Here is a 20506-nt window from a genome sequence, read left to right as displayed (position 1 = left end):
CAATAACTAAATCATCTCAAATTCTAATCCAAGTCTTTGGAATTAAATCCGAATCATCCTTATCAGATGTGGCGAACCATTTTTGAGGAGCAATTACAATTTTTTCAGGGCTATTATTTAGCCAAGCTCCCCACCAACTAAACGTACTGTTGGCAATAATATGATGACGACATAGACTCATGAGGCGCATATCATTATAGCTCTCCTGACCAGTATTATTTTCCACATAGTAAACAGGGTGCGAGATCTCTAAGTTTGATTTTGCCCATTCAGCTTCGTCTGAAAAAACAAAGAATACAGGATCATCTATAAGTGACGTGATATATTCAATGGCTCGATAGTAATAGTCAAGCTGACAGACGCCGTGAACTTTATGGGTCATAGGATTTGAAACATAATCTCCACGACGAATATGGAGACTAATTGAATGACACTGGGTAATTTTATCTGCCCATTGAGCATTTATTTCTGACAAGGGTTGCCTAAACTTGAAATCTTCCCGTAGAACGTCAGCAATTTCGCTAAAGTATTTTTCTGATTGCCAGTAACCCTGAAGGTAGGCAGTACTGGGGATAGAGTGAATTTGTTCCCAATAGTGATAGTGAGGTTCAAGAATTAGTCGTCCCTTACATAGTGCTGAAAGTTGCAGGTTGGCGATCGCTCTCCTGATTTTTGGTACCCCCCACCACCCCAAAACAGACTTCAAATCCTCAAGAGAAGCAATCGGAGCCTCACAGCAAAATACACGATGTAGCTCAAACCCTTGATGAAGCTGGTAACTTGCAAAATCGGAAATATCTAAACGCAAGGGCACTCCCCTAGTCATAGACAAAGCCCTTCCTACAGCATACTGGAACATCTGATTGCCAAGGCCACCGATAAGATTGACAAAGATCATCATTCCGAGTGTTTATGACTAGCGTTGACTTGATCCAAAATGCCGTGAACAATGGTCTGCACAAAGTGAGCAATAGAAAACCGCTGTGCTTGGGGAGAGTGCAGAAAATTCCAAATCGCTTGCTGGTAGCCTTTATAGATCTCTTCTGGCATCGTCTTGAGAAAGTTGTATAAAGAGTCGTAGGAAGAAAACTCTCTACGGTCAATAAAACAAGCCTTAGGAATGTAGTCGGTAATGTCTGGTGCCCCCCAGTAGATCGGCACGTTCCCGGCGCAAAAGGCATCAAAAATTTTCTCTGTGATGTAACCACGAAAAATCGCGTTCTCATAGACAATCGAGAAGCGGGACTGTCGTAATACTTCACTCTTTGTGGGCACAATGCCCCGCCAAGACGGAAATGGGGGCAATGGTCTGTGAATCCACCTTTTTTCTAAGGCGTGAATGATATCTCCTACCACGGGCTGTTGGGCTGAATGATTCCAACCGTGACCATAAAGGGCAAAGTCCTGTGGTGCATGACGTTCAAACCAGCGAATAGCTCTGACCCGCTCGCGGTAGAGATCTTGAGAGGGAGCCCACCAAGCCAAAGCCTTATTACTGTTGATTAAAACAACCAACTGAGGACGTTGCCCATAGCCATCTACACCACCTGTTATCTTGAACGGGTGAGGCAGTTGAATTTGCTGAGCCTGCTTGATAGCTAGATCAGGGTTCCAAGTAAACACACTTTGATAGCGACGCAATAAGAACCGCTGCCCATTGGCTGGATAGATCAAGGGATGTTCAGCGAGAATTACAAACTTTGGAGACTTAGAGCGGGGAGCTTGAACATTAAGATGGAGTTCAAAATCGGGGTCATGACAGCATTCATCAAGGCCAACAAGTTCAACGCCTTGAGCACGAAACCCCTCCCGCAGGGCAACCCAAGGCTGTGTTAGCCCGTCTGGAGATCCATTCGGATCAAAAAATACGGCTGTGGGAATATCAGGATAGACAAAAAGACCAGTTAATCTTTGCTTTGTCATTGCATGATTTTCTAGGTTAAAACTCAAATGCTCTTTAAGCGCCAGCTTTCCCAAACAAATTCATAATTCCACATTTCAATATGAGTTCTTGTTAGCTGAGAGCGTAAATTCTGACGCTTTTCCTCTGCGTTCTCAACAAAATTATGAAACTGAATCTGAAGATATTTTATCTTTTCTATTAAATCAGAATCGATGAGCTTTTTCACTAAATTATACTCTCCTCCTTCAATGTTAATTTTCATCAAATCTACTTTTTCGATACCAAGCTCCTTGAAAACAGTAGCACAGTTTCGTAGTTGGGCTATTTCCTCTGATGTTTTTGAATTTCTTTTATAAAAACTTGACGAGTCCTCAGCTATGTGAATTTGAGAAATTTTATCGGCGTCAGACAGTCCATAATTCAGGGCAATAATCTTTGCATTACCAGTAAACCGTTGCTTACAAATATGATAGAAGACTGAAACCGGTTCAAAAACAAATACTCGACAATTGAATTTCTCATGAATGAGAGCAGTAAAGTCTCCTTTATATCCCCCCACATCTAGGACAATGCTCTCTGCATCAAGTGGATAATCAAGCCGCAAGGTACTATCGCCTTTATCTCGAAACCAGCGACGAACCTCTCTTTGAAATGAGTTTTGAATTAGCAATGAGTCAAGCCAGTCTAAAACTTTGTTCATACCTAAAAAATTTGATAAATGTCAATAAATCAAACGAGGTAAATCCCTAGGTCACTAACAGCCCGCTTACAACGCTTACGAAGCGATAAAAACGGCTACCATTGCCACCAAAGCCCCCACCGTTGTGTTGATGCCGTTAACGATTTCATTACTCAGCCAAGTGTAGCGTTCCTGAAGGGTGGCTCCCACAAGACTCTCCACAAGGTTGGCTAGGAAAGCAGCAAGGATACAAATGGGGAGGGCGATCGCCCCCATCAAGCCCACACTCCAGCCTAGCGCAGCAATCACGGTGGCACCAATTAGACCGGCCAGTGTTCCCTCTAAACTCACCGCTCCCTCTGTCCCTCGGGGCACTGGTTGCAATGTGGTAATGAGAAAGGTGCGCTGACCATAGGCTTTGCCCACTTCACTGGCACAGGTGTCTGAGAGCTTGGTGCTAAAACTGGCCACAAACCCCACCAAAAATAACTCCCGCCATTGGGGTAGCAGGAGAGCAAGGAGTGCACAGAGGGTGCCTGTAAAGGCTGATCCCCAGACATTCTCTGGCCCGCGCGCGCCGGCGCGTTTTTCAGCAATGCCTGCGGTCTCTTTTTCGGCCATGCCGATGCGGGTGACGGCTGAACCCACAAGGAAATAAACCATGACAATCAGATAGCCCTGCCAGCCTAAGGTGCCCCAAATCAGCACGCCGAGGAGCCACGCATGGAAGAGACCTGCTAGAGTGAGTAATTTTTGCCGTGCAAGGAGGGCGATCGCCCCAAGGACGGTATTGAGCAAAATACCTATCCACCAAGGGTTCAGCAAAAGGATGCCATCCACGAGAACCGCACTCCGACTGTACTGGCAGCACCTTATCATACTTTTCAGGCATAGAGGACAAATGATGATCACTTGGCTATTGGAGCCACTGCAACATGCATTTATGGTTAAGGCGCTGGGGGTAAGCACCCTTGTGGGTTGTGTGTGTGCGGTATTGTCCTGTTTTTTAACCCTAAAGGGCTGGGCCTTGATGGGGGATGCGGTGTCCCATGCGGTCTTGCCCGGTGTGGTCTTGGCCTACTGGCTGGGGCTGCCCTTTGCTTTGGGGGCTTTTGTCTTTGGTCTGATGGCCGTGACCCTCATTGGCTTTATTCAACAGCAGACACGGGTGAAGGAGGATACAGTCATTGGCTTGGTGTTTACGGGCTTTTTTGCCTTGGGGTTAGTGCTGCTCTCGAAGACCGCCAGTAGTGTTGACCTGATGCATATTCTCTTTGGGAATGTCTTGGGGATTAGCGATCGCGACCTCTGGCAAACAGTGATTGTGAGCCTCATGACACTGATCACGATCGCCCTACTGCATCGGGATTTGATTCTCTTTTGCTTTGACCCGACCCATGCCCGCACCATTGGCCTGAATACGACGCTGCTGTACTATCTCCTGCTGGCGCTGCTGTCCCTCACCACCGTGGCTGCCCTGCAAACCGTGGGCATTATTCTCGTCGTGGCGATGCTAATTACACCGGGGGCAACGGCCTATTTGCTGAGCGATCGCTTTGGCATCATGGTACTCATTGCCTTGGCGGTGGGTGGCCTTGGCAGTTTATTGGGAACCTACCTCAGTTACTATCTCGATGCGTCAACAGGTGGCTGTATTGTTGTCCTGCAAACAGTGATTTTTTTGCTGGCGATGATTTTTGCCCCCAAGCACGGTCTGTTGGCCAAAGCCCGCTCTCCCCTGAGTTAGGTTTAAGGATTATTTTGTGGGGTGTTGCCGATGCCTTTGCTAGAGTTCATGATATAGTTGCCCCATATTTATCATGGGTGAAGACAGTTGCGTTATGGAGTCAGATCAACAGTGGCCTACGGAACCTGTTCCCTCTGAAGTCCCCGCCTCCTTTGTTTCGGGAGAGGTAGGCATTGCATCTGGCGACAATGGCCATGGCGCACCAACCGATGTGTTAAGGAGTTATGACAGCTTGGTGGAAACTTCAGCAGCGCGCATCAAAGTGATTGGTGTCGGTGGGGGCGGTGGCAACGCAGTCAACCGCATGATTGCCAGTAATGTGGCGGGTGTTGAATTTTGGTGCGTCAATACTGATGCGCAGGCGATCGCCCAATCCCAGGCCCACCGCTGCCTGCAAATTGGCCAGAAACTCACCCGTGGTCTCGGCGCCGGTGGCAACCCCGCCATTGGTCAAAAAGCGGCTGAAGAATCCCGCGAAGACCTTGCTGCGGCACTCAAGGATGCCGATTTGATTTTCATTACCTGCGGCATGGGGGGTGGTACCGGCACTGGCGCTGCCCCAATTGTGGCTGAAGTGGCTAAGGAACAGGGCGCCCTAACTGTTGCAGTCGTCACCCGTCCCTTTACCTTTGAGGGTCGTCGTCGAGCGAGCCAAGCGGATGAAGGAATCGAAGCCCTGCAAAGTCGTGTTGACACCCTCATCGTGATCCCCAATGACAAGATTCTCTCAGTGATTTCGGAGCAAACATCGGTTCAGGATGCGTTTCGAGTGGCCGATGATGTCCTGCGCCAAGGGGTTCAAGGGATTTCCGACATTATTAACCTGCCGGGGCTGATTAACGTTGATTTCGCCGATATTCGTTCGGTGATGGCTGATGCCGGTTCTGCCATGATGGGTATTGGTATTGCCTCTGGCAAGTCACGAGCTACGGAAGCTGCCGTCAGTGCAATTTCTTCGCCCCTACTGGAGGGGTCGATTGAGGGTGCCAAGGGCGTTGTCTTCAATATTACGGGGGGCACAGATCTCACCCTCCATGAGGTCAATGCCGCTGCCGAGGTGATCTACAATGTGGCCGATGCTAACGCCAATATCATTTTCGGTGCGGTGATTGATCCCCAAATGCAAGGGGAAGTTCAAGTCACCGTTATTGCCACTGGCTTTAGTGGTGAACCCATTAGCCGCACCCGTGCCACAACCAAAACGACACCCCTAACGAACCGCCCCCTAACGACGGCATCGCCTCCCCCGGAAGCCCCCGCACCACAACCAGAGGTTGAAGCCAAGCCGAAGTTAGACATTCCTGAGTTTCTCCAGCGACGGCGACCGAATCCTTAGGTATTATAAGGTGCCTATTTCTCACAGGGGATGGCAGGCCGTCTCAAAGACCTAATTCGCGGGCGATCGCTAGTAACCCCTCGCGGTAGGAAGGATAGCGGAGCTGAACGCCTAAAACCCGCTTGATTTTGTCATTGCGGACTCGGCGGGATTCGCGCCAAAAGGACTGGGCCATTGGACTCAGATTGGCTGCCTCTAACGGGATGGCTGGTGGGGCTGGGCGACCCAAAAGACGATAGGCCTCGAGTAGAACAGGGAGCGACTCTGAGGGTTGATCATCACTGAGGTTATAGATTTCCTGCGGCGTGGGTTGTGCCAGCGATCGCTCAAGGGTTTGGACAATATCGACCACATGAATACGGCAGAAGTAGTGCCCCGGTTTATCAATGAGTTGCACATCACCCTTGAGAATACGAGCAATGGGATTGCGTCCTTCTCCGGGGCCATAGATGCCGGGGAGTCGAAAGATATGGGTGGGCAGATTGGAGTTGAGAAAGGTTTGCTCAATGCTGACGCGGTGTTGTGAACGCAAATTTTGGGGATTGACGGGTGTGGTTTCATCTACCCAGCCCCCTTGGCGATCGCCATAGACCCCCGTTGTCGAAAGGTAGCCAAACCAGTGCAGATTCAGTTTCTCTAACTGCGGCAACAGTGCCAGCGCAACCGCATCCTCCCCTTGGCGATCGGGAGGAATACTATTGAGGATGTGGGTTACCCCTTCAAGGGCGGCTGGTGCTAAGGGGACTGGCTCCCCCTGCTGCTCCCATGTAAAGGGAAAACAAGGAACAGTGCTGAGTTCTGGCGGCGGCTCTCCCCGACGGTTGGTAATGACCACATCAATGCCTTGGGCTTGGAGCGATCGCGCCAACCACGTTCCCGTATAACCGCAACCGAGAATGAGAACCCGCATTGCGCTCTATTCTTGGGAAGAGGCTGCTGGTGCTTCTACCAAACGCACCTTCGTAGCCAAACCCAGCAATTGCAACAAGCGAATGGTGAGCCACGTCAGATCCAGTTCCCACCACTGCAACCCATGGCGTGCCGAATATTGATAAGCATGGTGATTGTTATGCCAACCCTCGCCAAAGGTTAACAGGGCGACCCACCAGCAATTCGTTGAGTGATCCGTGGTTTCAAACGTGCGATAGCCAAAGGCATGGGTGGCACTATTCACCAGCCAAGTGGTGTGATAGACCGTTACAAGACGTACAAAAATTCCCCAAACCACAAATGGCCAACCGCCCCAGAGGTAAAGAACAATGGCCAAGACCACCTGAATTGGTAGAAAGTACTTGTCAAGAAACTGATACACCGGATCATCCGCAATATCTTTGGTGAAACGGGGAATCTCTGCCTCCGCTGGCACCTCACGAAACATCCATTCAATATGGCTCCACCAAAAGCCCTTACGGGAATCGTGGTGATCATTGGGTTGATCGGAGTACAGATGGTGATGGCGGTGCAGCCCAACCCACCAAATCGGCCCCCCTTGCATTGAGAGTGTGCCGCAAAAGACCAAGAAATACTCTAACCACTTGGGCACTTGGAAGCTGCGATGGGTAACGAGGCGGTGCCAACCAAGGGTAATACCAATGCCAGCAGTCAACCAGTGAAGTACAAGCGCCAGCAGGACTGCCTTCCAACTAAACATGCCGGGTAAAAACGCAAGAAGAGCACCGAGGTGCACAAAAATAATAAAGGTCGCCGTAGGCCAGGCAATGGGGGGTTTGGCAACGGTGGCTTGGGTCATGAACACATCCGTAAAACAACTGATTCGGCTGCTGTTCTCTCTAGGCTGAGCTTGAACAACACCCATCAGACTTTAGTATAACGAGCTACGGTTGAGTATCTTTACTTAGAGCGTTTTTCCCAAGACCAATGATTCGGCAATCCCCCCTATAAATTCCCTCTGGTGGGGGAAGTCTCTGGGGAGAGTGTCCCCGAAAATACCAGGCATCATACCAAATAGCAGGCTGATTATTTCACTTTCTGTGGTTTTGTAACGAAATGTTGCATTTTCTCAGATTAATCCCTAGGATAGAGGGTAAGGTGTGGTAGTTATAGGAATCATGAAAACGCCACGTTGGACACGACTCATTGACTTCCTACAGCGGGAGATGGCACTGTCCACCGCTGCCATTGACTTCGGCCTCAAGCACTGCGATGAGCAGGTGAATCTGTTGCCCGTTGTTCTCTGGCAGTATGGCTTGGTGAGCCTTGAGCAGCTTGACCGCATCTTTGACTGGCTAGAAACCAGTCACTCCTAGTGGCGCTCTCAGAATTCCTTTATTTAGGCTTAATGAATCACGGTGTCCTTAGCAACAAAGTCATAGCTCTGGGAAATCCCTAATTGCTGAGGCAGAGAAATGGGACTTTGCCAGCCCACGGGTTGAATTGACAACAGGGGTGAGGGACTCTTGAACGTTCCCCAGAGATGAACCTTCTTACCGAGTAGCTCGGGCGGAACGGTAATTTTGTAACTGCAACCATGACTACCAGCAGGGGACAAAGTAGCGGTGGCACCCCCCACTGGAAAGCCGCCGGGAGGATGCAGTGTGGCATTAATCACAATCTCATTGCAGGAGATAGAAGGAGATTTATTGATCTTGCCGATAATCGTAGGGCGCACCCGTACATTACTTGGGGGTTGCAATTGCACGGTCTGGGTGGCAGCTAGAGGTACAGCACGGCTCACCGGGGGGCTGAGGGCAACGGCGAGGCAGGCGAGGAGTAAACCTTTTTGATTCAGCATTTGGGTGTCCTTTGTGTGAATGGAGAGAACAGTTTTGTCTAGCCCCTATGGGGTGAATACTCTTATCCTAGGGGGGCTGACTAAGAACATCCGTGGCGTTTCTCACCCGCAACCGATGATGCTCATCACCAAGGGCGGTGACCGTCGAACATGTTTAGCCTGCACTCCCCCATCCTCGCGTCACAGGTGGGGGTTAAGGCGCGGTAATGTAGCGAAGCGGAGTTGCCAATAGACCAATGAAGAAGAAAAAACGTTGAAGTTTCGGGCGGGTAGCCTCCTTCAGCGGCGATGATAGGCGTAACACGATTGTTTGAGAACAGCGATGTACACCGAGCAAATTAACCACATCAAATCCTACACGGCAAAGCTAACGGCAGCGATGCCCGATGCCATGAAGGCCTTTTATAGCTTGAGTCGGGCCTCGTCAACCCCCGGTGCTCTTGATACCAAAACCAAAGAGTTGATTGCCCTAGCTATTGGGGTTGCCAAACACTGTGACGGCTGCATTGCCTTCCACACCCGTGCTGCTTTGCATGCAGGCGCAACCCCTGAAGAAATCATGGAAACCCTCATGGTGACTGTAGCCATGGATGGCGGCCCTGCCTTGATGTATGCCACCCATGTGATGGAGGCGCTAGAGGAGTTTACCCAAGCGCAGACCCATTAGGACATTCCCCTCAGACTGCTGTCGTTTCAAGGGGCAATGGCTCCTCGGGTTCACTGACTTCAAGGAAAATTTCTTTGGCCGGTTCGTCGTAGCTAAAGAGTTCGGCGTAGCGTCCCCAGTCAATGGCGGTATTGAGCTGGCGATCGGCCTCCTGCGGCGTAAAGTGCCGCTCTAAAATATCCAGCACCAAACTTTCGGGAATGCGGTGGTTTTGCTTGGCCATTAGGAAAGTGTGGATTTGCTGCACAAGGCGAATATGCTTGAGGAGTTGTTGGCGAATAATCAGCTTGCGCTGGTCAATGTCCCCCTGAATAAAGGCATTGCCAATCGGGGTCACGCTGATGTCTCCCTCCTTGAGTTCCACCAGTTCCATCATCTGGGCGGCTTCGACAATGGGCAGAATATCATCTAGCTCCAGTTGCAGCTCTTGGGCAATGCGGTAGAGGTCTTCTTTGCGGTGTTCTAAGAGTTCCAATAGACCGGCGATCGAGCCAATGCGCACATGGGGGAGCAGCGGATAACGCGGTTCTTGACTCGTGGGCAGGGTAGCTGGCTTGGGTTCCAGTTGCTCCAATTCATCCACATGGGGATTGGTGAGAATTTTATAGATGCGATCCACGGTGGCTTGAAACTCAGGGTTCTTGCGATCGCGATAGTGGGGCAATGTCACTGGAAAGTCAGCGCGGACGCGACCGGGGTTGCTCCCCAAAACAATAATGCGATCGGCGAGAATGACCGCTTCTTCAATGTGGTGGGTGACAATCAAAATACTCTGGGTAGGAATTTTATGCTCTAGCCACAGATCGAGAAGTTCAAAGCGCAGGTTCTCTGCTGTCAGCACATCCAAGGCGGAAAATGGCTCATCCATACACAGGAGTTCCGGCTCCACCGCCAAAGCACGGGCAAATCCCACCCGCTGCCGCATTCCCCCCGACAGTTCCTTGGGGTAGGCGTTTTCAAAGCCATCCAAGCCAATAATGTCAATCATCCGCAGTGCCTTGCGGCGGCGCGATCGCGGGCCTTCTCCTAGAGCCTTTAGCCCCAATTCCACATTTTCTAAAACCGTTAGCCACGGATAGAGCGCCGAACTTTGAAAGACAATCGCAGCCCCCGGATTCAGGCCCTGCATTGGCTGCTCGCGGTACAAGACCTGCCCAGACGTAGGCGCAACCAAACCCGTAATAATGCGCATCAGGGTTGACTTACCGGATCCCGATGGCCCTAGGAGCGCAACAATTTCCCCCGTGCGCAATTCAAGGTTAATATTTTCCATAATGCTAATGACCTGACCGTTGGGCTGACGGTAGGCCTTACCCACATCCAGTAAGCGGACGAGCGATTCCCCTTTGGTTTTGGCGTGCATGGTCCTGCATCCTGTGGCATTTCCACCGTTAACCTACCATGAGGATTCAGGTCTTGGAAAACCTCGGGGACAAAAATTGCTACTAGGGTTGGCGATCGCCCCTCATTTGCGGAATTTCTGATAACCCCCCTTGAGATTTTTATTGTAAACTGATCAGCGGTTTCTTCACAAAAGGTAACAATTCCGCTATGGGACTCTTTGATGGCCTTTTCCGTCGGGGCAAGCAAGCTGACGCCCAACCCAGCAAAGACTTTTTTCTCGATCCCGATGCAGCCAAGACCTACGGCAACATTGAGTACATGCGTACCGCCAAGGTCGTGAAAAAAACGTTCCCTGCAACCGGCGGTGCCAAAGAAGAGGTAGAAGTGGTGGAGTTGGTCTCCGCCATCGAAAGGGTAAATCCAGAGGCAGAAAACAAAGGTAAACCCGAACCCAGTGTCAGTGATGTGGTAACGCCCCCAGTGGAAGAACAGGAACGCCGTCGCAGTGATCCCAGCTTAGACCGCTTTCGCTCCATGGCCAAAGATCTACGCCGTGGCTAAAGCCTAAAAACTTGTGGGGGTTGGCACTTGCGCATCCCAAGGCTGCCCCCTAGGATCAATACAGCCCTTTTTGCAAAGTCTCTCACTCGCCAAGGAACGCTATCGGATGAACACCCTTTGGAGCAGTGCCGCGATCGCCTATCTGCACTACCTCAGCTTTATGGTGGCTTTTGCTGCCCTTGTGGTGGAGCACCTCACCCTGCGCAAGGATATAGACCTTAAACAGGCTTGGCGATTAGTGATTACGGATGCCCTCTATGGCATTGCTGCGGTGACTGTTCTTGTCACGGGCATTTTGCGGGTTCTCTATTTTGGCAAAGGCACTGAATATTATTTGGCCAACCCCATCTTTCACCTCAAGGTGGGCTTATTTATTTTGGTGGGGCTATTGTCGCTGTATCCAACGATCTCTTTTCTACTGTGGATTAAACCGCTGCGGGAAGAGAAGGCTCCCACCCTCGAGTTACCAACGGTGCAGCGTTTGACTTGGGTGATTCGGGCTGAACTGGCCTTTCTCAGTGCCATTCCCTTTTTAGCAGCGATGATGGCGCGGGGGATTGGTTTGGATTGGATTCAACGGGGATAAGCAGGGGTCATCTTCAGTAGGGGAGCGATCGCCCCTATGATAGATCTTGCTGCCACGGATAAAACGGATGAGTCATCCCACGATTGAATCCATTCTTCAGGAAAACCGCCTTTTTTATCCCCCCGCTGATTTTGTGGCCAAGGCGCGGATCAATTCCCTTGAGGCCTACAATGCCCTCTACGAAAAGGCCAAAGGCGATCCCGCTGCCTTTTGGGGCGAATTGGCACAACAGGAATTAGAGTGGTTTCAACCTTGGGATCAGGTGCTGGATTGGCAGCCCCCCAATGCCAAGTGGTTTGTCAATGGCAAAATCAACATCACCTACAACTGCTTGGATCGCCACCTCAAGACTTGGCGCAAGAATAAAGCGGCCTTGATCTGGGAAGGAGAACCCGGCGATAGCCGCACCCTCACCTATGCCCAACTGCACCGCGAAGTCTGCCAATTTGCCAATGTCCTCAAGCAACTGGGGGTGAAAAAGGGCGATCGCGTCGGTATTTATATGCCGATGATTCCAGAGGCAGCCATTGCCATGTTGGCCTGTGCGCGGATCGGCGCCCCCCACTCAGTGGTCTTTGGGGGGTTTAGTGCCGAAGCTTTGCGCGATCGCCTCATTGATGCCCAAGCCAAGCTGGTGGTTACGGCTGACGGTGGCTGGCGCAAAGATGCCATTGTGCCCCTCAAGGATCAAGTGGATAAAGCCCTAGCCAATCAGGCAGTTCCCAGCGTTGAACATGTCTTGGTGGTGCAGCGCACGCAGCAGCCAGTGACCATGGTGCCCGGTCGCGATCACTGGTGGCATGATCTGCAAAAGGGGGTCAGCGCTGACTGTCCTGCCGAACCCATGGACAGCGAAGATTTACTCTTTATTCTCTACACCTCTGGCTCCACCGGCAAACCCAAAGGCGTTGTCCACACCACAGCGGGTTACAACCTCTACACCCACATCACCACTCAATGGGTCTTTGACCTCCAAGATACCGATGTCTATTGGTGTACCGCTGATGTTGGCTGGATTACGGGTCACAGCTACATTGTCTATGGGCCGCTGTCCAATGGGGCAACCACCCTCATGTATGAAGGGGCACCCCGCGCCTCCAATCCCGGTTGCTTCTGGGATGTGATTGAGAAGTATGGGGTGACTATTTTCTACACAGCTCCCACGGCTATTCGTGCCTTCATTAAAATGGGCGAACACTTGCCCCGCGCACGGAACCTCTCTTCTTTGCGCCTCTTGGGAACCGTGGGTGAACCGATTAACCCCGAAGCATGGATGTGGTACTACCGGGTCATTGGCGGTGAACGCTGCCCCATTGTCGATACATGGTGGCAGACAGAAACTGGGGGGCACATGATTACACCGCTACCGGGGGCAATTCCCATGAAACCCGGTTCTGCCACCAAGCCCTTTCCGGGGATTCTTGCCGATGTGGTGGATCGGGAAGGCAACCCCGTGGGGGTCAATGAGGGTGGGTATCTGGTCATTCGTCACCCTTGGCCAGGAATGATGCGAACCGTGTACGGAGATCCCGATCGCTTCCGCCGCACCTATTGGGAACACATTCCCCCTCGCGATGGCCAATACGTTTACTTTGCTGGCGATGGTGCCCGCAAGGATGAAGATGGCTACTTTTGGGTGATGGGACGGGTTGACGATGTGATCAATGTCTCCGGTCACCGCTTGGGCACGATGGAAATTGAATCGGCATTGGTCTCTCACCCTGCTGTTGCTGAAGCAGCCGTTGTTGGTAAACCCGACGAGGTCAAGGGAGAAGAGATTGTTGCCTTTGTGATTCTTGACGGGTCGGCTACCCCCAGCGATGCCCTCCAACAGGAATTAAAGCAGCACGTTGTCAATGAAATTGGTGCCTTGGCACGGCCGGCGGAGATTCGCTTTACCGATGCCCTGCCCAAAACGCGATCGGGCAAAATCATGCGGCGGCTCCTGCGTTCCCTTGCAGCTGGCCAAGAGGTATCTGGGGATACTTCAACATTGGAAGATCGGTCAGTGCTGGATAAGTTGCGCCAGGGGGCTTGAGAGTCTCCCCTATCAATGAGTCTATAATTGATAGGCTATGGCAAGTGGCATCCGCACAAAAACACTCGTTCTTTTAACAACGGCGGCCATTTTGGGTGGCGGTCTCTATCTCTTTGAGAAACAGTTACCGACTCCCAATAGCAATGATACAGCGGCCAAAAAACCTCTTTTTGGCTTTCAAGAAGGGGATGTGGTGGCCTTGAAAATTATTGCCCCTGATTACAGCCTCAACCTGAAAAAGTTGGCTACAGGTGACTGGGTGATTGATCGGGCAAAGCAAACCCCCGCAGAAGAGGGCACGGTTGTCTTTTTATTAAACTTATTGGCCACGGGTCAGCGCGATCGCTCTCTCGATGTACCTACTGAACGTGCCGGGGATTATGGCCTTGCTCCCCCCATGGCCACTGTGGATATCACCCTTAAAGATGGCCAGCAGCACCGTTTACACTTGGGAGACACCACCTTTGACGGCCTCAAGCTCTACGCGGAAATTGACCCGCCAGCGGAACCGCGCGAAAAAATGACGGTGACCCTCGTGCCCCTTGATCTTAAAAATGCCCTCCAGCGCCCCCTACAGGAATGGGAGCGTCAGCAAGCAGCAAACTAGAACGCTGTGACTTCTGGCACGACTCCCCAAAAGCTCGTCAGAATATAAAAGCGTAGTGAACTATCGAGTGAACATCAGCCATGGGATTCTTCGGATTCAAAAAGTTGACAATGCCTAGCCCCAGTGCCGCTCTACCCGGCCGAGCAGAACCCATGCCCGTGCCAGAGGCTCATCTTGTGAATGGTCATCCCCTCACCCCTCCCTATCCCGAAGGCATGGAGTTAGCCATGTTTGGTATGGGCTGTTTTTGGGGGGCTGAGCGCAAGTTTTGGCAGGTGCCGGGGGTCTATGTCACCGCTGTGGGCTATGCTGGCGGCTATACCCCCAATCCCACCTATGAAGAGGTGTGTACGGGCATGACAGGTCACAACGAGGTGGTGCGCGTGGTCTTTGACCCCCAGAAGGTGACCTATGAGGAATTGCTCAAGGTCTTTTGGGAAAACCATGACCCCACCCAAGGTATGCGCCAAGGCAACGATGTGGGGACGCAGTATCGCTCCGGTATTTACTACTATTCCCCTGAGCAAAAAGCCCTTGCCGAGGCCAGTCGCGATCGCTACCAAGCAGCCCTAAAAGCCGCCGGTTATGGCACGATCACCACTGAAATTCTACCAGCGCCCGAATTTTACTTTGCCGAACCCTACCACCAGCAATATCTCCATCGCAATGTCAATGGCTACTGCGGCCTTGGGGGCACAAAGGTGCCCTACGAACTGATGAGCGCTACCCCTAGCGCCTAGTGGAGATTGAGGCGATAGGGCATACGGGGACGGTAAGCATCGCTAAAGTTGGTCTGACTGACAGTGGCATTGTTTAACCGTGCCCACTGCATATTGGCTTGCTCAAAAGTGGCACCGTTGAGATTGGCGCGGCGAAAATCCCCATAGCGGACATCGGCTCCCGTTAAGTTGCTGTTGTTGAAATTGGCACGGCGGGCACGACTATGGCGCAAAATCGCACGGCTCAGGTTAGCACCACTGAGATTGGCCTGTTCTAGGTTAGTTCGTTCTAAATAAGCGGCGGTGAGGTTGGCATTACTCAGATTTGCCCCGACCAAATTGGCCACCATGAGGTTAGTATCCTGGAGGTTGGCGCCCTGAAGATTGGCGCCGCGCAAATTTGCCCCTGCTAAGTTATAGCCCCGTAAATCGACATTCCGCAGATCACAGCCGGGACAAGCATTGGTTTGCACCAGTTGCTGCATGGGGGAGGGCATGGCAAAAGCAGCACCGCTGGTAAGCGCTGCACTAATCATTGCTGTTGCGATGAATGCTTGCTGGTTCACATCCACATCCTCCTGCCACGCTAGAGAGACTTTAGCACAAGTCCTAGGAATTTAGCCGTTGGCGGCGGGAGCGCTGATGTCGTTGTTGCCAATCCTTAGCACTGCGAACGGCCAACCACAACAGGAGTAAGGCAATTAACCCGCCCTGCTTGGGTGCCCTGAGGGCAAATAAAATTAGCAGCATACACAGGATATCCTGCCCGACAATCACCCAGCGGGGTAACTTCCCCAGCCGATAAAACCAACCCACCTGCACCAATTGCAACACAAAGGCAAAAAGACCACTCAGGGTACCAATGAGCCACTGAGGTGTCTCTGTTGCTGTTGCCACGGTCATGCCAAGGAGGGCACCCACAAGGGGGCTAAAGCACAGTTGTACAAGGATAATCAGGCGGTAGCCCCAGACATTGCGGGACAGGAAGATCTCCAGAAACGACCAAGCGGCTAACACACCAACCACGCCATAGGGGGAAAAATGGCGCAGTAAAGGCACCTGTGACCACAGTTGTTCCCCCTGCAATAGACCAATCAACAGGAGGGGCAGTGCCAGTCGTAGCCCGCCGGCCGCTGCTGCTGAAAGAATCGCTAGAACTTCTAGCATGATGGCTCTATGGGTTTCAAGATATTGGGGAGGGTTTCCCACAGGCGATCGCACACCGTTTCCGGGGTATCCTCAGCCGTAATCGCCAGTTCTAAATCCGCCTGCGCATAGAGGTATTGACGCGCTTGCAGCAGTTCACTCAAGCGTTCCTCAAGGGGCTGATCCTGCAACAGGGGACGTTCCTGATCTTGGCGCAGGCGCTGACAGAGCACCGCAAGGGGGACATGAAGCCAGACCACAATGCCATGGCGCAAATAACTCCAGTTCATCGGGTTGAGGACAATGCCGCCACCGGTGGCCACGACCAAATGATGGTAACTAGAGACTTGTGCTAAGACCTGTTGTTCCAACTCCCGAAAAGCAGCCTCCCCCTCTTGGACAAAAATTTCGCGAATGGGTCGTTGGCGAAACTCTGTAATCACCGCATCTGTATCCACAAACCTGTAGCCCAAGCGTTGCGCCAAGATGCGACCTGTGGTGGTTTTACCGGCACCCATCATCCCCACCAGATAGATATTGACTCCTCCAAGGCGTTCTTGCAGTTCCATAGATAACCATTTCTCGACACCGCCAAATCAGCACTTTAACCTAAATATGGAGGTCTTCTCACCATTTCGATGTCCCAGCCCAATCCCTACGTGACACTACAGGTGGCAGTAACGGCTACCCAAGCCGAGATTAAGGCCGCTTATCGCCGCTTAGTCAAGCAGTATCACCCCGACTACCATCCTAGCGATCGCTCCAGCCATGAGCGGATGGCCGCCATTAACGCCGCCTATGAAATCTTGGGGGATGAGCAGTGTCGGCAGGCCTATGATGCCCAGCACCGTGTCCAGCAAACAACCGCTCAGCCTGATGTGCAGCGTTCCCAAGCTGCCGATCGCGAGCTAGAGCAATGGCTGACCCTCACCTACAACCCCGTGAGTCGGATTATTGAGGCGGTCTTGCGATCGCTCCCCCGCCAGATTGATGCCCTTGCAGCTGATCCCTTTGATGATGACCTCATGGATCATTTCCTTACCTACTTGCAGGACTGTCGTCGCGCCCTCACCCGCGCCCGCTATACGTTCCAAGCCCAACCCAACCCCGCTGCTGTGGCCAAGGTGGCAGCCCACCTCTATTACTGTTTGAATCAACTGGTGGATGGTCTCGATGAGCTAGAGCAATTTAGCCACAGTTACGACGATCGCTATTTGCACACTGGGCAGGAACTCTTTCGCATTGCCCAGCGCCTCTTCGCAGAGTGTCAGCTTGTCCGCTAAACTAGAGAGAATCAGCATCCCAGCATGGCAGCAAGATTCAATCCCAGTTATGAAACATACCCTATCGGTTTTAGTGGAAGATGAGGCGGGTGTGCTCACTCGCATTGCCGGTTTATTTGCGCGGCGTGGCTTTAACATTGAGAGCTTAGCGGTAGGCCCTGCGGAGCAAATTGGCATCTCCCGCATTACGATGGTGGTGCCCGGCGACGATGCCATCATTGAGCAATTGACCAAGCAACTCTACAAGCTGATCAATGTCCTCAAGGTGCAGGATATTACCACGATTCCCTGTGTGGAACGGGAACTGATGCTCCTGAAGGTGAATGCCACCGCCAGCACCCGCTCTGAAATCTTGGAACTGGTACAAATCTTCCGTGCCAAGGTGGTGGATGTGTCCGATGATTCCCTGACCATTGAAGTCTCCGGTGACCCCGGCAAGATGGTGGCCATTGTCCAAATGCTGAATAAATTTGGGATTCGCGAAATTGCCCGCACCGGTAAAATTGCCCTTGTGCGTGAGTCGGGGGTGAATACGGAATACCTAAAGTCCTTGGAGGCACGGGTCTAATTGGCGGGGAAGTATCGCTGGTTATTACTTGCACTAGGGGCGATCGCCCTCAGTAGCTGTACCGCAACGGAGTCTCCCTCAGTAAGCAACAATGCATTACCCCTTGGAGTTGCCCTCGCTCAAACCGGTAATGCCGCTCTCTACGGCCAAGAGGCTCTACAGGGGGTGCAAGTCGCCGGGGAGTTTTTCAACCAAGCCGGCCAGATCAAGGGGCAGACCCTACGGCTGGTGATTCAGGATACCGGCAGTGATGAAGCGGGGGCAGTGAATGTTTTTCAAACCTTAATCAATCGCGATCGCGTGATTGGCATTGTTGGCCCCACCCTCTCGCAGCAGGCGTTTAGTGCCGATCCTATTGCCGAGCAGGCTGGTGTCCCCGTGGTGGCTCCTTCCAATACCGCCCGTGGCATTCCCGAAATCGGTGCCTTCATTAGTCGCGTCTCCGCAGGGGTGGATGTGGTGGCACCCACGGCAATTCAAGCAGCCCTTGAGATTAATCCCAACATTCGCCGAGTGGCGGTCTTTTTTGCCCAAGACGATGCCTTTAGTCGCTCAGAAACCGAGATTTTTCAAAAGGCCATTCGCGAGAACCCCAAGCTTGAACTGGTGACTGTCCAGCAGACCCAAACCACGGATACCAATTTCCAAGCCCAAATCAATGCCACCCTCAATCTCAAACCTGATTTAATTGTTATCTCCGGCTTAGCAGCCGACGGCGGCAATTTGATTCGCCAACTACGGGAATTGGGCTACCAAGGCCTAATTTTGGGCGGGAATGGCGTCAACACAGTCAACCTCTTCCCCGTTTGTCGTCGCCTCTGCAATGGCGTTCTGGTGGCGCAGGCCTATAATCCCGAAAACCCCGATCCCATGAATGTCAAGTTTCGCGACGCCTTTGCAGCCAAATATCGTCAAGCCCCCTCTCAATTCAGTGCTCAAGCCTTTACGGCAGTTCAAGTCTTTGCGGACTCCTTGGCACGACTGTCTCAAGAAAAGAACCTGTCGGAATTGCCCCTTGCCGATTTGCGTCAGGCCTTGAATCAAGAGATTCTCAAGGGAGTCTATGAAACCCCCCTTGGGGAAATTCGCTTTACCCCTGAAGGCGAAGTGCTGCAACGCTTCTTTTACGTTGGCCAGATTGAGATGAGTGACGATGGCCAGAGTGGGAAGTTTAGTTTGGTGAAAAAAGTTGAACACCAACCCTAACGGACTGCTAATTCGGCAGCTTCACGAGGTTTCTTACTGCGCCAAAGGAGACGAATGGGGGTGCCTCGAAATCCCAGTTGTTGGCGAATTTGCCCTTCAATGTAGCGGCGATAGTTGTCCTTGAAGAGTTTGGCATCGTTGACAAAAATCGCAAATGTTGGCGGCTGGGTGGCCACTTGGGTGGCGTAGTAGATTTTTCCTTGGCGGCCTTGGCGAGTCGCGGGGGGCGTATGCCAGCGTAGGGCTTCTTGAATCACTTCATTGACTACGGCTGTACTGACGCGGCGACGATGTTGTTCAACCGCTGCATCTACTGCTGCAAAAATTTTGTCGAGGCGTTGACCCGTATGGGCACTGACAAAGAGGGCATCTGCCCACTCCAGAAAATTCAATCGCTGATACAGGCGATCGCGATAGGTATTGATCGTATAGGTATCCTTTTCGGGAACGGCATCCCACTTGTTCACAATTAGGACACAGGCACGCCCCTGATCGGCAATATGCCCCGCCAAGCGCTGATCCTGTTCCGTAATTTCTTCGAGGGCATCCAATACCAACAGCACGACATCGGAGCGGTGAATCGCCTTAAAGGCGCGATGCACACTAAACATCTCAGGCCCGTAGGCCACATGACTCCGCTTACGAATGCCGGCGGTATCAATGAAGCGGTACTGGGTGCCATTGTGTTCAATCACGGTATCAATGGCGTCACGGGTGGTACCTGAAATCGGACTGACAATGGCGCGATCGCTCCCAATCAAGGCATTGAGCAAACTGGATTTCCCCACATTGGGACGCCCAGCAATGGCCACCTGAATTTCCGGCGCCTCGGGGAGCGTTGCCGCTGCGGGTAAGTAGGTCATCAACTGATCCAGCAATTCCCCCGTACCGCTGCCATGAATACTGGAAATGGGGTAGGGTTCCCCTAGACCCAGCGCCCAAAATTCTGCCGCCTGCGCCTGACCCATTTGAGGAGATTCGCATTTATTGACCGCCACCAAAACGGGGACAGGATGCTGCCGCAACCAAGCCGCAATCTCATAGTCTAGGGCAGTGGGTCCTGCTTGGCCATCTACCACTAAAATTGCAGCTGTTGCCTCCTGCAGAGCCAGTTCCGCCTGTTGGCGAATCAGGGGGAGAAACTCACTGTCATCGTCAAAGACGAGTCCGCCAGTATCCACCACCAAGAACTCCCGATCGCGCCAAAAGGCTGGGCGGTAGGTGCGATCGCGGGTTACACCGGGCTGATCGTGGACAATGGCATCCCGTTCCCCGGCCAAGCGATTGACAAAGGTGGACTTGCCCACATTGGGGCGTCCTACAACGGCAACAACAGGCAAAGCCATAGGCGTGTTGTTCGTAGA

General features: G+C 52.2%; 24 protein-coding genes. 12 read left to right on the top strand and 12 right to left on the bottom strand.

Annotation, left to right across the window (positions count from 1 at the left end):
* Positions 1-16: 16 nt before the first annotated feature.
* From RHI63_RS05815 to RHI63_RS05800, 4 genes are all read right to left on the bottom strand, one after another.
* Complete coding sequence (locus tag RHI63_RS05815) at positions 17-901, bottom strand: alpha-1,2-fucosyltransferase (RefSeq protein ID WP_225901671.1); 885 nt, start codon at positions 899-901, stop codon at positions 17-19.
* Positions 898-1977 (bottom strand): glycosyltransferase family 10 domain-containing protein, encoded by a 1080-nt coding sequence (locus RHI63_RS05810; protein WP_206201460.1) that lies wholly within the window; start codon positions 1975-1977, stop codon positions 898-900. Before RHI63_RS05810 ends, RHI63_RS05815 begins: the two co-directional genes overlap by 4 nt.
* A complete protein-coding gene (locus RHI63_RS05805; RefSeq protein WP_206201459.1) occupies positions 1947-2603 on the bottom strand; it encodes an FkbM family methyltransferase in 657 nt (218 codons plus the stop codon). Before RHI63_RS05805 ends, RHI63_RS05810 begins: the two co-directional genes overlap by 31 nt.
* Positions 2604-2678: 75 nt before the next feature.
* Positions 2679-3461: a TIGR00297 family protein gene (locus tag RHI63_RS05800; RefSeq protein WP_315863475.1), complete on the bottom strand. Its 783-nt coding sequence runs from the start codon at positions 3459-3461 to the stop codon at positions 2679-2681.
* 22 nt (positions 3462-3483) lie between these two features.
* Between RHI63_RS05800 and RHI63_RS05795 the strand changes: the two genes are divergently transcribed.
* Positions 3484-4329 carry a metal ABC transporter permease gene (locus tag RHI63_RS05795; RefSeq protein WP_304941103.1) on the top strand — a complete coding sequence of 282 codons (846 nt, stop codon included), beginning with the start codon at positions 3484-3486 and terminating at the stop codon, positions 4327-4329.
* A gap of 94 nt (positions 4330-4423) precedes the next feature.
* On the top strand, positions 4424-5665 hold the full coding sequence (ftsZ, locus tag RHI63_RS05790; RefSeq protein ID WP_310438397.1) for a cell division protein FtsZ: 1242 nt from the start codon (positions 4424-4426) through the stop codon (positions 5663-5665).
* A 43-nt stretch (positions 5666-5708) separates the two neighbouring features.
* Here the strand turns inward: ftsZ and RHI63_RS05785 are convergent, their stop codons facing one another.
* On the bottom strand, positions 5709-6575 hold the full coding sequence (locus RHI63_RS05785; RefSeq protein ID WP_149817549.1) for an SDR family oxidoreductase: 867 nt from the start codon (positions 6573-6575) through the stop codon (positions 5709-5711).
* A gap of 6 nt (positions 6576-6581) precedes the next feature.
* Entirely contained in the window at positions 6582-7415 is an 834-nt protein-coding gene (locus RHI63_RS05780) for a fatty acid desaturase (RefSeq protein ID WP_206201629.1), read from the bottom strand.
* Between the two features lie 319 nt (positions 7416-7734).
* Between RHI63_RS05780 and RHI63_RS05775 the strand changes: the two genes are divergently transcribed.
* On the top strand, positions 7735-7932 hold the full coding sequence (locus RHI63_RS05775) for a DUF2949 domain-containing protein (RefSeq protein WP_206201456.1): 198 nt from the start codon (positions 7735-7737) through the stop codon (positions 7930-7932).
* A 29-nt stretch (positions 7933-7961) separates the two neighbouring features.
* Here RHI63_RS05775 and RHI63_RS05770 read toward each other — a convergent pair whose 3' ends face one another.
* On the bottom strand, positions 7962-8417 hold the full coding sequence (locus RHI63_RS05770) for a hypothetical protein (protein ID WP_310821987.1): 456 nt from the start codon (positions 8415-8417) through the stop codon (positions 7962-7964).
* Between the two features lie 322 nt (positions 8418-8739).
* Between RHI63_RS05770 and RHI63_RS05765 the strand changes: the two genes are divergently transcribed.
* Positions 8740-9084, top strand: coding sequence for a carboxymuconolactone decarboxylase family protein (locus RHI63_RS05765; RefSeq protein ID WP_149817557.1), 345 nt, complete (start codon positions 8740-8742; stop codon positions 9082-9084).
* A 10-nt stretch (positions 9085-9094) separates the two neighbouring features.
* Here RHI63_RS05765 and RHI63_RS05760 read toward each other — a convergent pair whose 3' ends face one another.
* The gene (locus RHI63_RS05760; RefSeq protein WP_149817559.1) at positions 9095-10447 is read right to left on the bottom strand and encodes an AAA-associated domain-containing protein; all 1353 of its coding nucleotides are present in this window, start codon (positions 10445-10447) and stop codon (positions 9095-9097) included.
* A gap of 188 nt (positions 10448-10635) precedes the next feature.
* Between RHI63_RS05760 and RHI63_RS05755 the strand changes: the two genes are divergently transcribed.
* The 5 genes from RHI63_RS05755 (at position 10636) to msrA (ending at position 14960) form a co-directional block, all read left to right on the top strand.
* The gene (locus RHI63_RS05755) at positions 10636-10989 is read left to right on the top strand and encodes a hypothetical protein (RefSeq protein ID WP_302676502.1); all 354 of its coding nucleotides are present in this window, start codon (positions 10636-10638) and stop codon (positions 10987-10989) included.
* A gap of 106 nt (positions 10990-11095) precedes the next feature.
* Entirely contained in the window at positions 11096-11575 is a 480-nt protein-coding gene (locus RHI63_RS05750; protein ID WP_310438400.1) for a DUF2214 family protein, read from the top strand.
* A gap of 67 nt (positions 11576-11642) precedes the next feature.
* On the top strand, positions 11643-13613 hold the full coding sequence (gene acs / locus RHI63_RS05745) for an acetate--CoA ligase (protein ID WP_206201452.1): 1971 nt from the start codon (positions 11643-11645) through the stop codon (positions 13611-13613).
* A gap of 37 nt (positions 13614-13650) precedes the next feature.
* Positions 13651-14220, top strand: coding sequence for a DUF4340 domain-containing protein (locus tag RHI63_RS05740; protein WP_206201451.1), 570 nt, complete (start codon positions 13651-13653; stop codon positions 14218-14220).
* Between the two features lie 80 nt (positions 14221-14300).
* On the top strand, positions 14301-14960 hold the full coding sequence (gene msrA / locus RHI63_RS05735; protein ID WP_149817567.1) for a peptide-methionine (S)-S-oxide reductase MsrA: 660 nt from the start codon (positions 14301-14303) through the stop codon (positions 14958-14960).
* Here msrA and RHI63_RS05730 read toward each other — a convergent pair.
* The 3 genes from RHI63_RS05730 to RHI63_RS05720 all read right to left on the bottom strand — a co-directional run bounded on the left by RHI63_RS05730 (position 14957) and on the right by RHI63_RS05720 (position 16654).
* A complete protein-coding gene (locus RHI63_RS05730; protein WP_206201450.1) occupies positions 14957-15475 on the bottom strand; it encodes a pentapeptide repeat-containing protein in 519 nt (172 codons plus the stop codon). The genes msrA and RHI63_RS05730 overlap by 4 nt on opposite strands.
* Positions 15476-15548: 73 nt before the next feature.
* Positions 15549-16106, bottom strand: a complete 558-nt coding sequence (locus RHI63_RS05725; RefSeq protein ID WP_149817571.1) for a DUF4126 domain-containing protein — start codon at positions 16104-16106, stop codon at positions 15549-15551.
* Complete coding sequence (locus RHI63_RS05720) at positions 16100-16654, bottom strand: shikimate kinase (protein ID WP_206201449.1); 555 nt, start codon at positions 16652-16654, stop codon at positions 16100-16102. Before RHI63_RS05720 ends, RHI63_RS05725 begins: the two co-directional genes overlap by 7 nt.
* Before the next feature lie 69 nt (positions 16655-16723).
* On the opposite strand from RHI63_RS05720, the gene RHI63_RS05715 reads away from it, so the two are divergent.
* The 3 genes from RHI63_RS05715 to RHI63_RS05705 are packed head-to-tail and all read left to right on the top strand — an operon-like array spanning position 16724 to position 19142.
* Positions 16724-17368, top strand: coding sequence for a J domain-containing protein (locus tag RHI63_RS05715; protein ID WP_206201448.1), 645 nt, complete (start codon positions 16724-16726; stop codon positions 17366-17368).
* A gap of 49 nt (positions 17369-17417) precedes the next feature.
* Entirely contained in the window at positions 17418-17936 is a 519-nt protein-coding gene (gene ilvN / locus RHI63_RS05710; protein WP_149817577.1) for an acetolactate synthase small subunit, read from the top strand.
* The gene (locus RHI63_RS05705; RefSeq protein ID WP_310743503.1) at positions 17937-19142 is read left to right on the top strand and encodes an ABC transporter substrate-binding protein; all 1206 of its coding nucleotides are present in this window, start codon (positions 17937-17939) and stop codon (positions 19140-19142) included.
* Here the strand turns inward: RHI63_RS05705 and der are convergent.
* On the bottom strand, positions 19139-20488 hold the full coding sequence (gene der, locus RHI63_RS05700; RefSeq protein ID WP_206201446.1) for a ribosome biogenesis GTPase Der: 1350 nt from the start codon (positions 20486-20488) through the stop codon (positions 19139-19141). The genes RHI63_RS05705 and der overlap by 4 nt on opposite strands.
* Between the last annotated feature and the right edge of the window lie 18 nt (positions 20489-20506).

This window comes from Thermosynechococcus sp. GLH187 (genome assembly GCF_031583395.1).
Taxonomy (GTDB): Bacteria; Cyanobacteriota; Cyanobacteriia; order Thermosynechococcales; family Thermosynechococcaceae; genus Thermosynechococcus.
The sequence above is the reverse complement of the archived record's forward strand: the minus strand, read 5'-3'. Positions and strand labels throughout refer to the sequence as shown.

Coding starts and splice junctions, on each gene's coding strand:
- msrA (WP_149817567.1), top strand. CDS start 14,301: ATGGGATTCTTCGGATTCAAAAAGTTGACAATGCCTAGCCCCAGTGCC.
- RHI63_RS05740 (WP_206201451.1), top strand. CDS start 13,651: ATGGCAAGTGGCATCCGCACAAAAACACTCGTTCTTTTAACAACGGCG.
- RHI63_RS05765 (WP_149817557.1), top strand. CDS start 8,740: ATGTACACCGAGCAAATTAACCACATCAAATCCTACACGGCAAAGCTA.
- RHI63_RS05760 (WP_149817559.1), bottom strand. CDS start 10,447: ATGCACGCCAAAACCAAAGGGGAATCGCTCGTCCGCTTACTGGATGTG.
- RHI63_RS05775 (WP_206201456.1), top strand. CDS start 7,735: ATGAAAACGCCACGTTGGACACGACTCATTGACTTCCTACAGCGGGAG.
- RHI63_RS05750 (WP_310438400.1), top strand. CDS start 11,096: ATGAACACCCTTTGGAGCAGTGCCGCGATCGCCTATCTGCACTACCTC.
- RHI63_RS05730 (WP_206201450.1), bottom strand. CDS start 15,475: ATGATTAGTGCAGCGCTTACCAGCGGTGCTGCTTTTGCCATGCCCTCC.
- RHI63_RS05715 (WP_206201448.1), top strand. CDS start 16,724: ATGTCCCAGCCCAATCCCTACGTGACACTACAGGTGGCAGTAACGGCT.
- ftsZ (WP_310438397.1), top strand. CDS start 4,424: ATGGAGTCAGATCAACAGTGGCCTACGGAACCTGTTCCCTCTGAAGTC.
- RHI63_RS05780 (WP_206201629.1), bottom strand. CDS start 7,415: ATGACCCAAGCCACCGTTGCCAAACCCCCCATTGCCTGGCCTACGGCG.
- RHI63_RS05755 (WP_302676502.1), top strand. CDS start 10,636: ATGGGACTCTTTGATGGCCTTTTCCGTCGGGGCAAGCAAGCTGACGCC.
- RHI63_RS05800 (WP_315863475.1), bottom strand. CDS start 3,461: ATGATAAGGTGCTGCCAGTACAGTCGGAGTGCGGTTCTCGTGGATGGC.
- RHI63_RS05720 (WP_206201449.1), bottom strand. CDS start 16,654: ATGGAACTGCAAGAACGCCTTGGAGGAGTCAATATCTATCTGGTGGGG.
- RHI63_RS05785 (WP_149817549.1), bottom strand. CDS start 6,575: ATGCGGGTTCTCATTCTCGGTTGCGGTTATACGGGAACGTGGTTGGCG.
- acs (WP_206201452.1), top strand. CDS start 11,643: ATGAGTCATCCCACGATTGAATCCATTCTTCAGGAAAACCGCCTTTTT.
- RHI63_RS05770 (WP_310821987.1), bottom strand. CDS start 8,417: ATGCTGAATCAAAAAGGTTTACTCCTCGCCTGCCTCGCCGTTGCCCTC.
- RHI63_RS05795 (WP_304941103.1), top strand. CDS start 3,484: ATGATGATCACTTGGCTATTGGAGCCACTGCAACATGCATTTATGGTT.
- RHI63_RS05725 (WP_149817571.1), bottom strand. CDS start 16,106: ATGCTAGAAGTTCTAGCGATTCTTTCAGCAGCAGCGGCCGGCGGGCTA.
- der (WP_206201446.1), bottom strand. CDS start 20,488: ATGGCTTTGCCTGTTGTTGCCGTTGTAGGACGCCCCAATGTGGGCAAG.
- RHI63_RS05815 (WP_225901671.1), bottom strand. CDS start 901: ATGATGATCTTTGTCAATCTTATCGGTGGCCTTGGCAATCAGATGTTC.
- ilvN (WP_149817577.1), top strand. CDS start 17,418: ATGAAACATACCCTATCGGTTTTAGTGGAAGATGAGGCGGGTGTGCTC.
- RHI63_RS05805 (WP_206201459.1), bottom strand. CDS start 2,603: ATGAACAAAGTTTTAGACTGGCTTGACTCATTGCTAATTCAAAACTCA.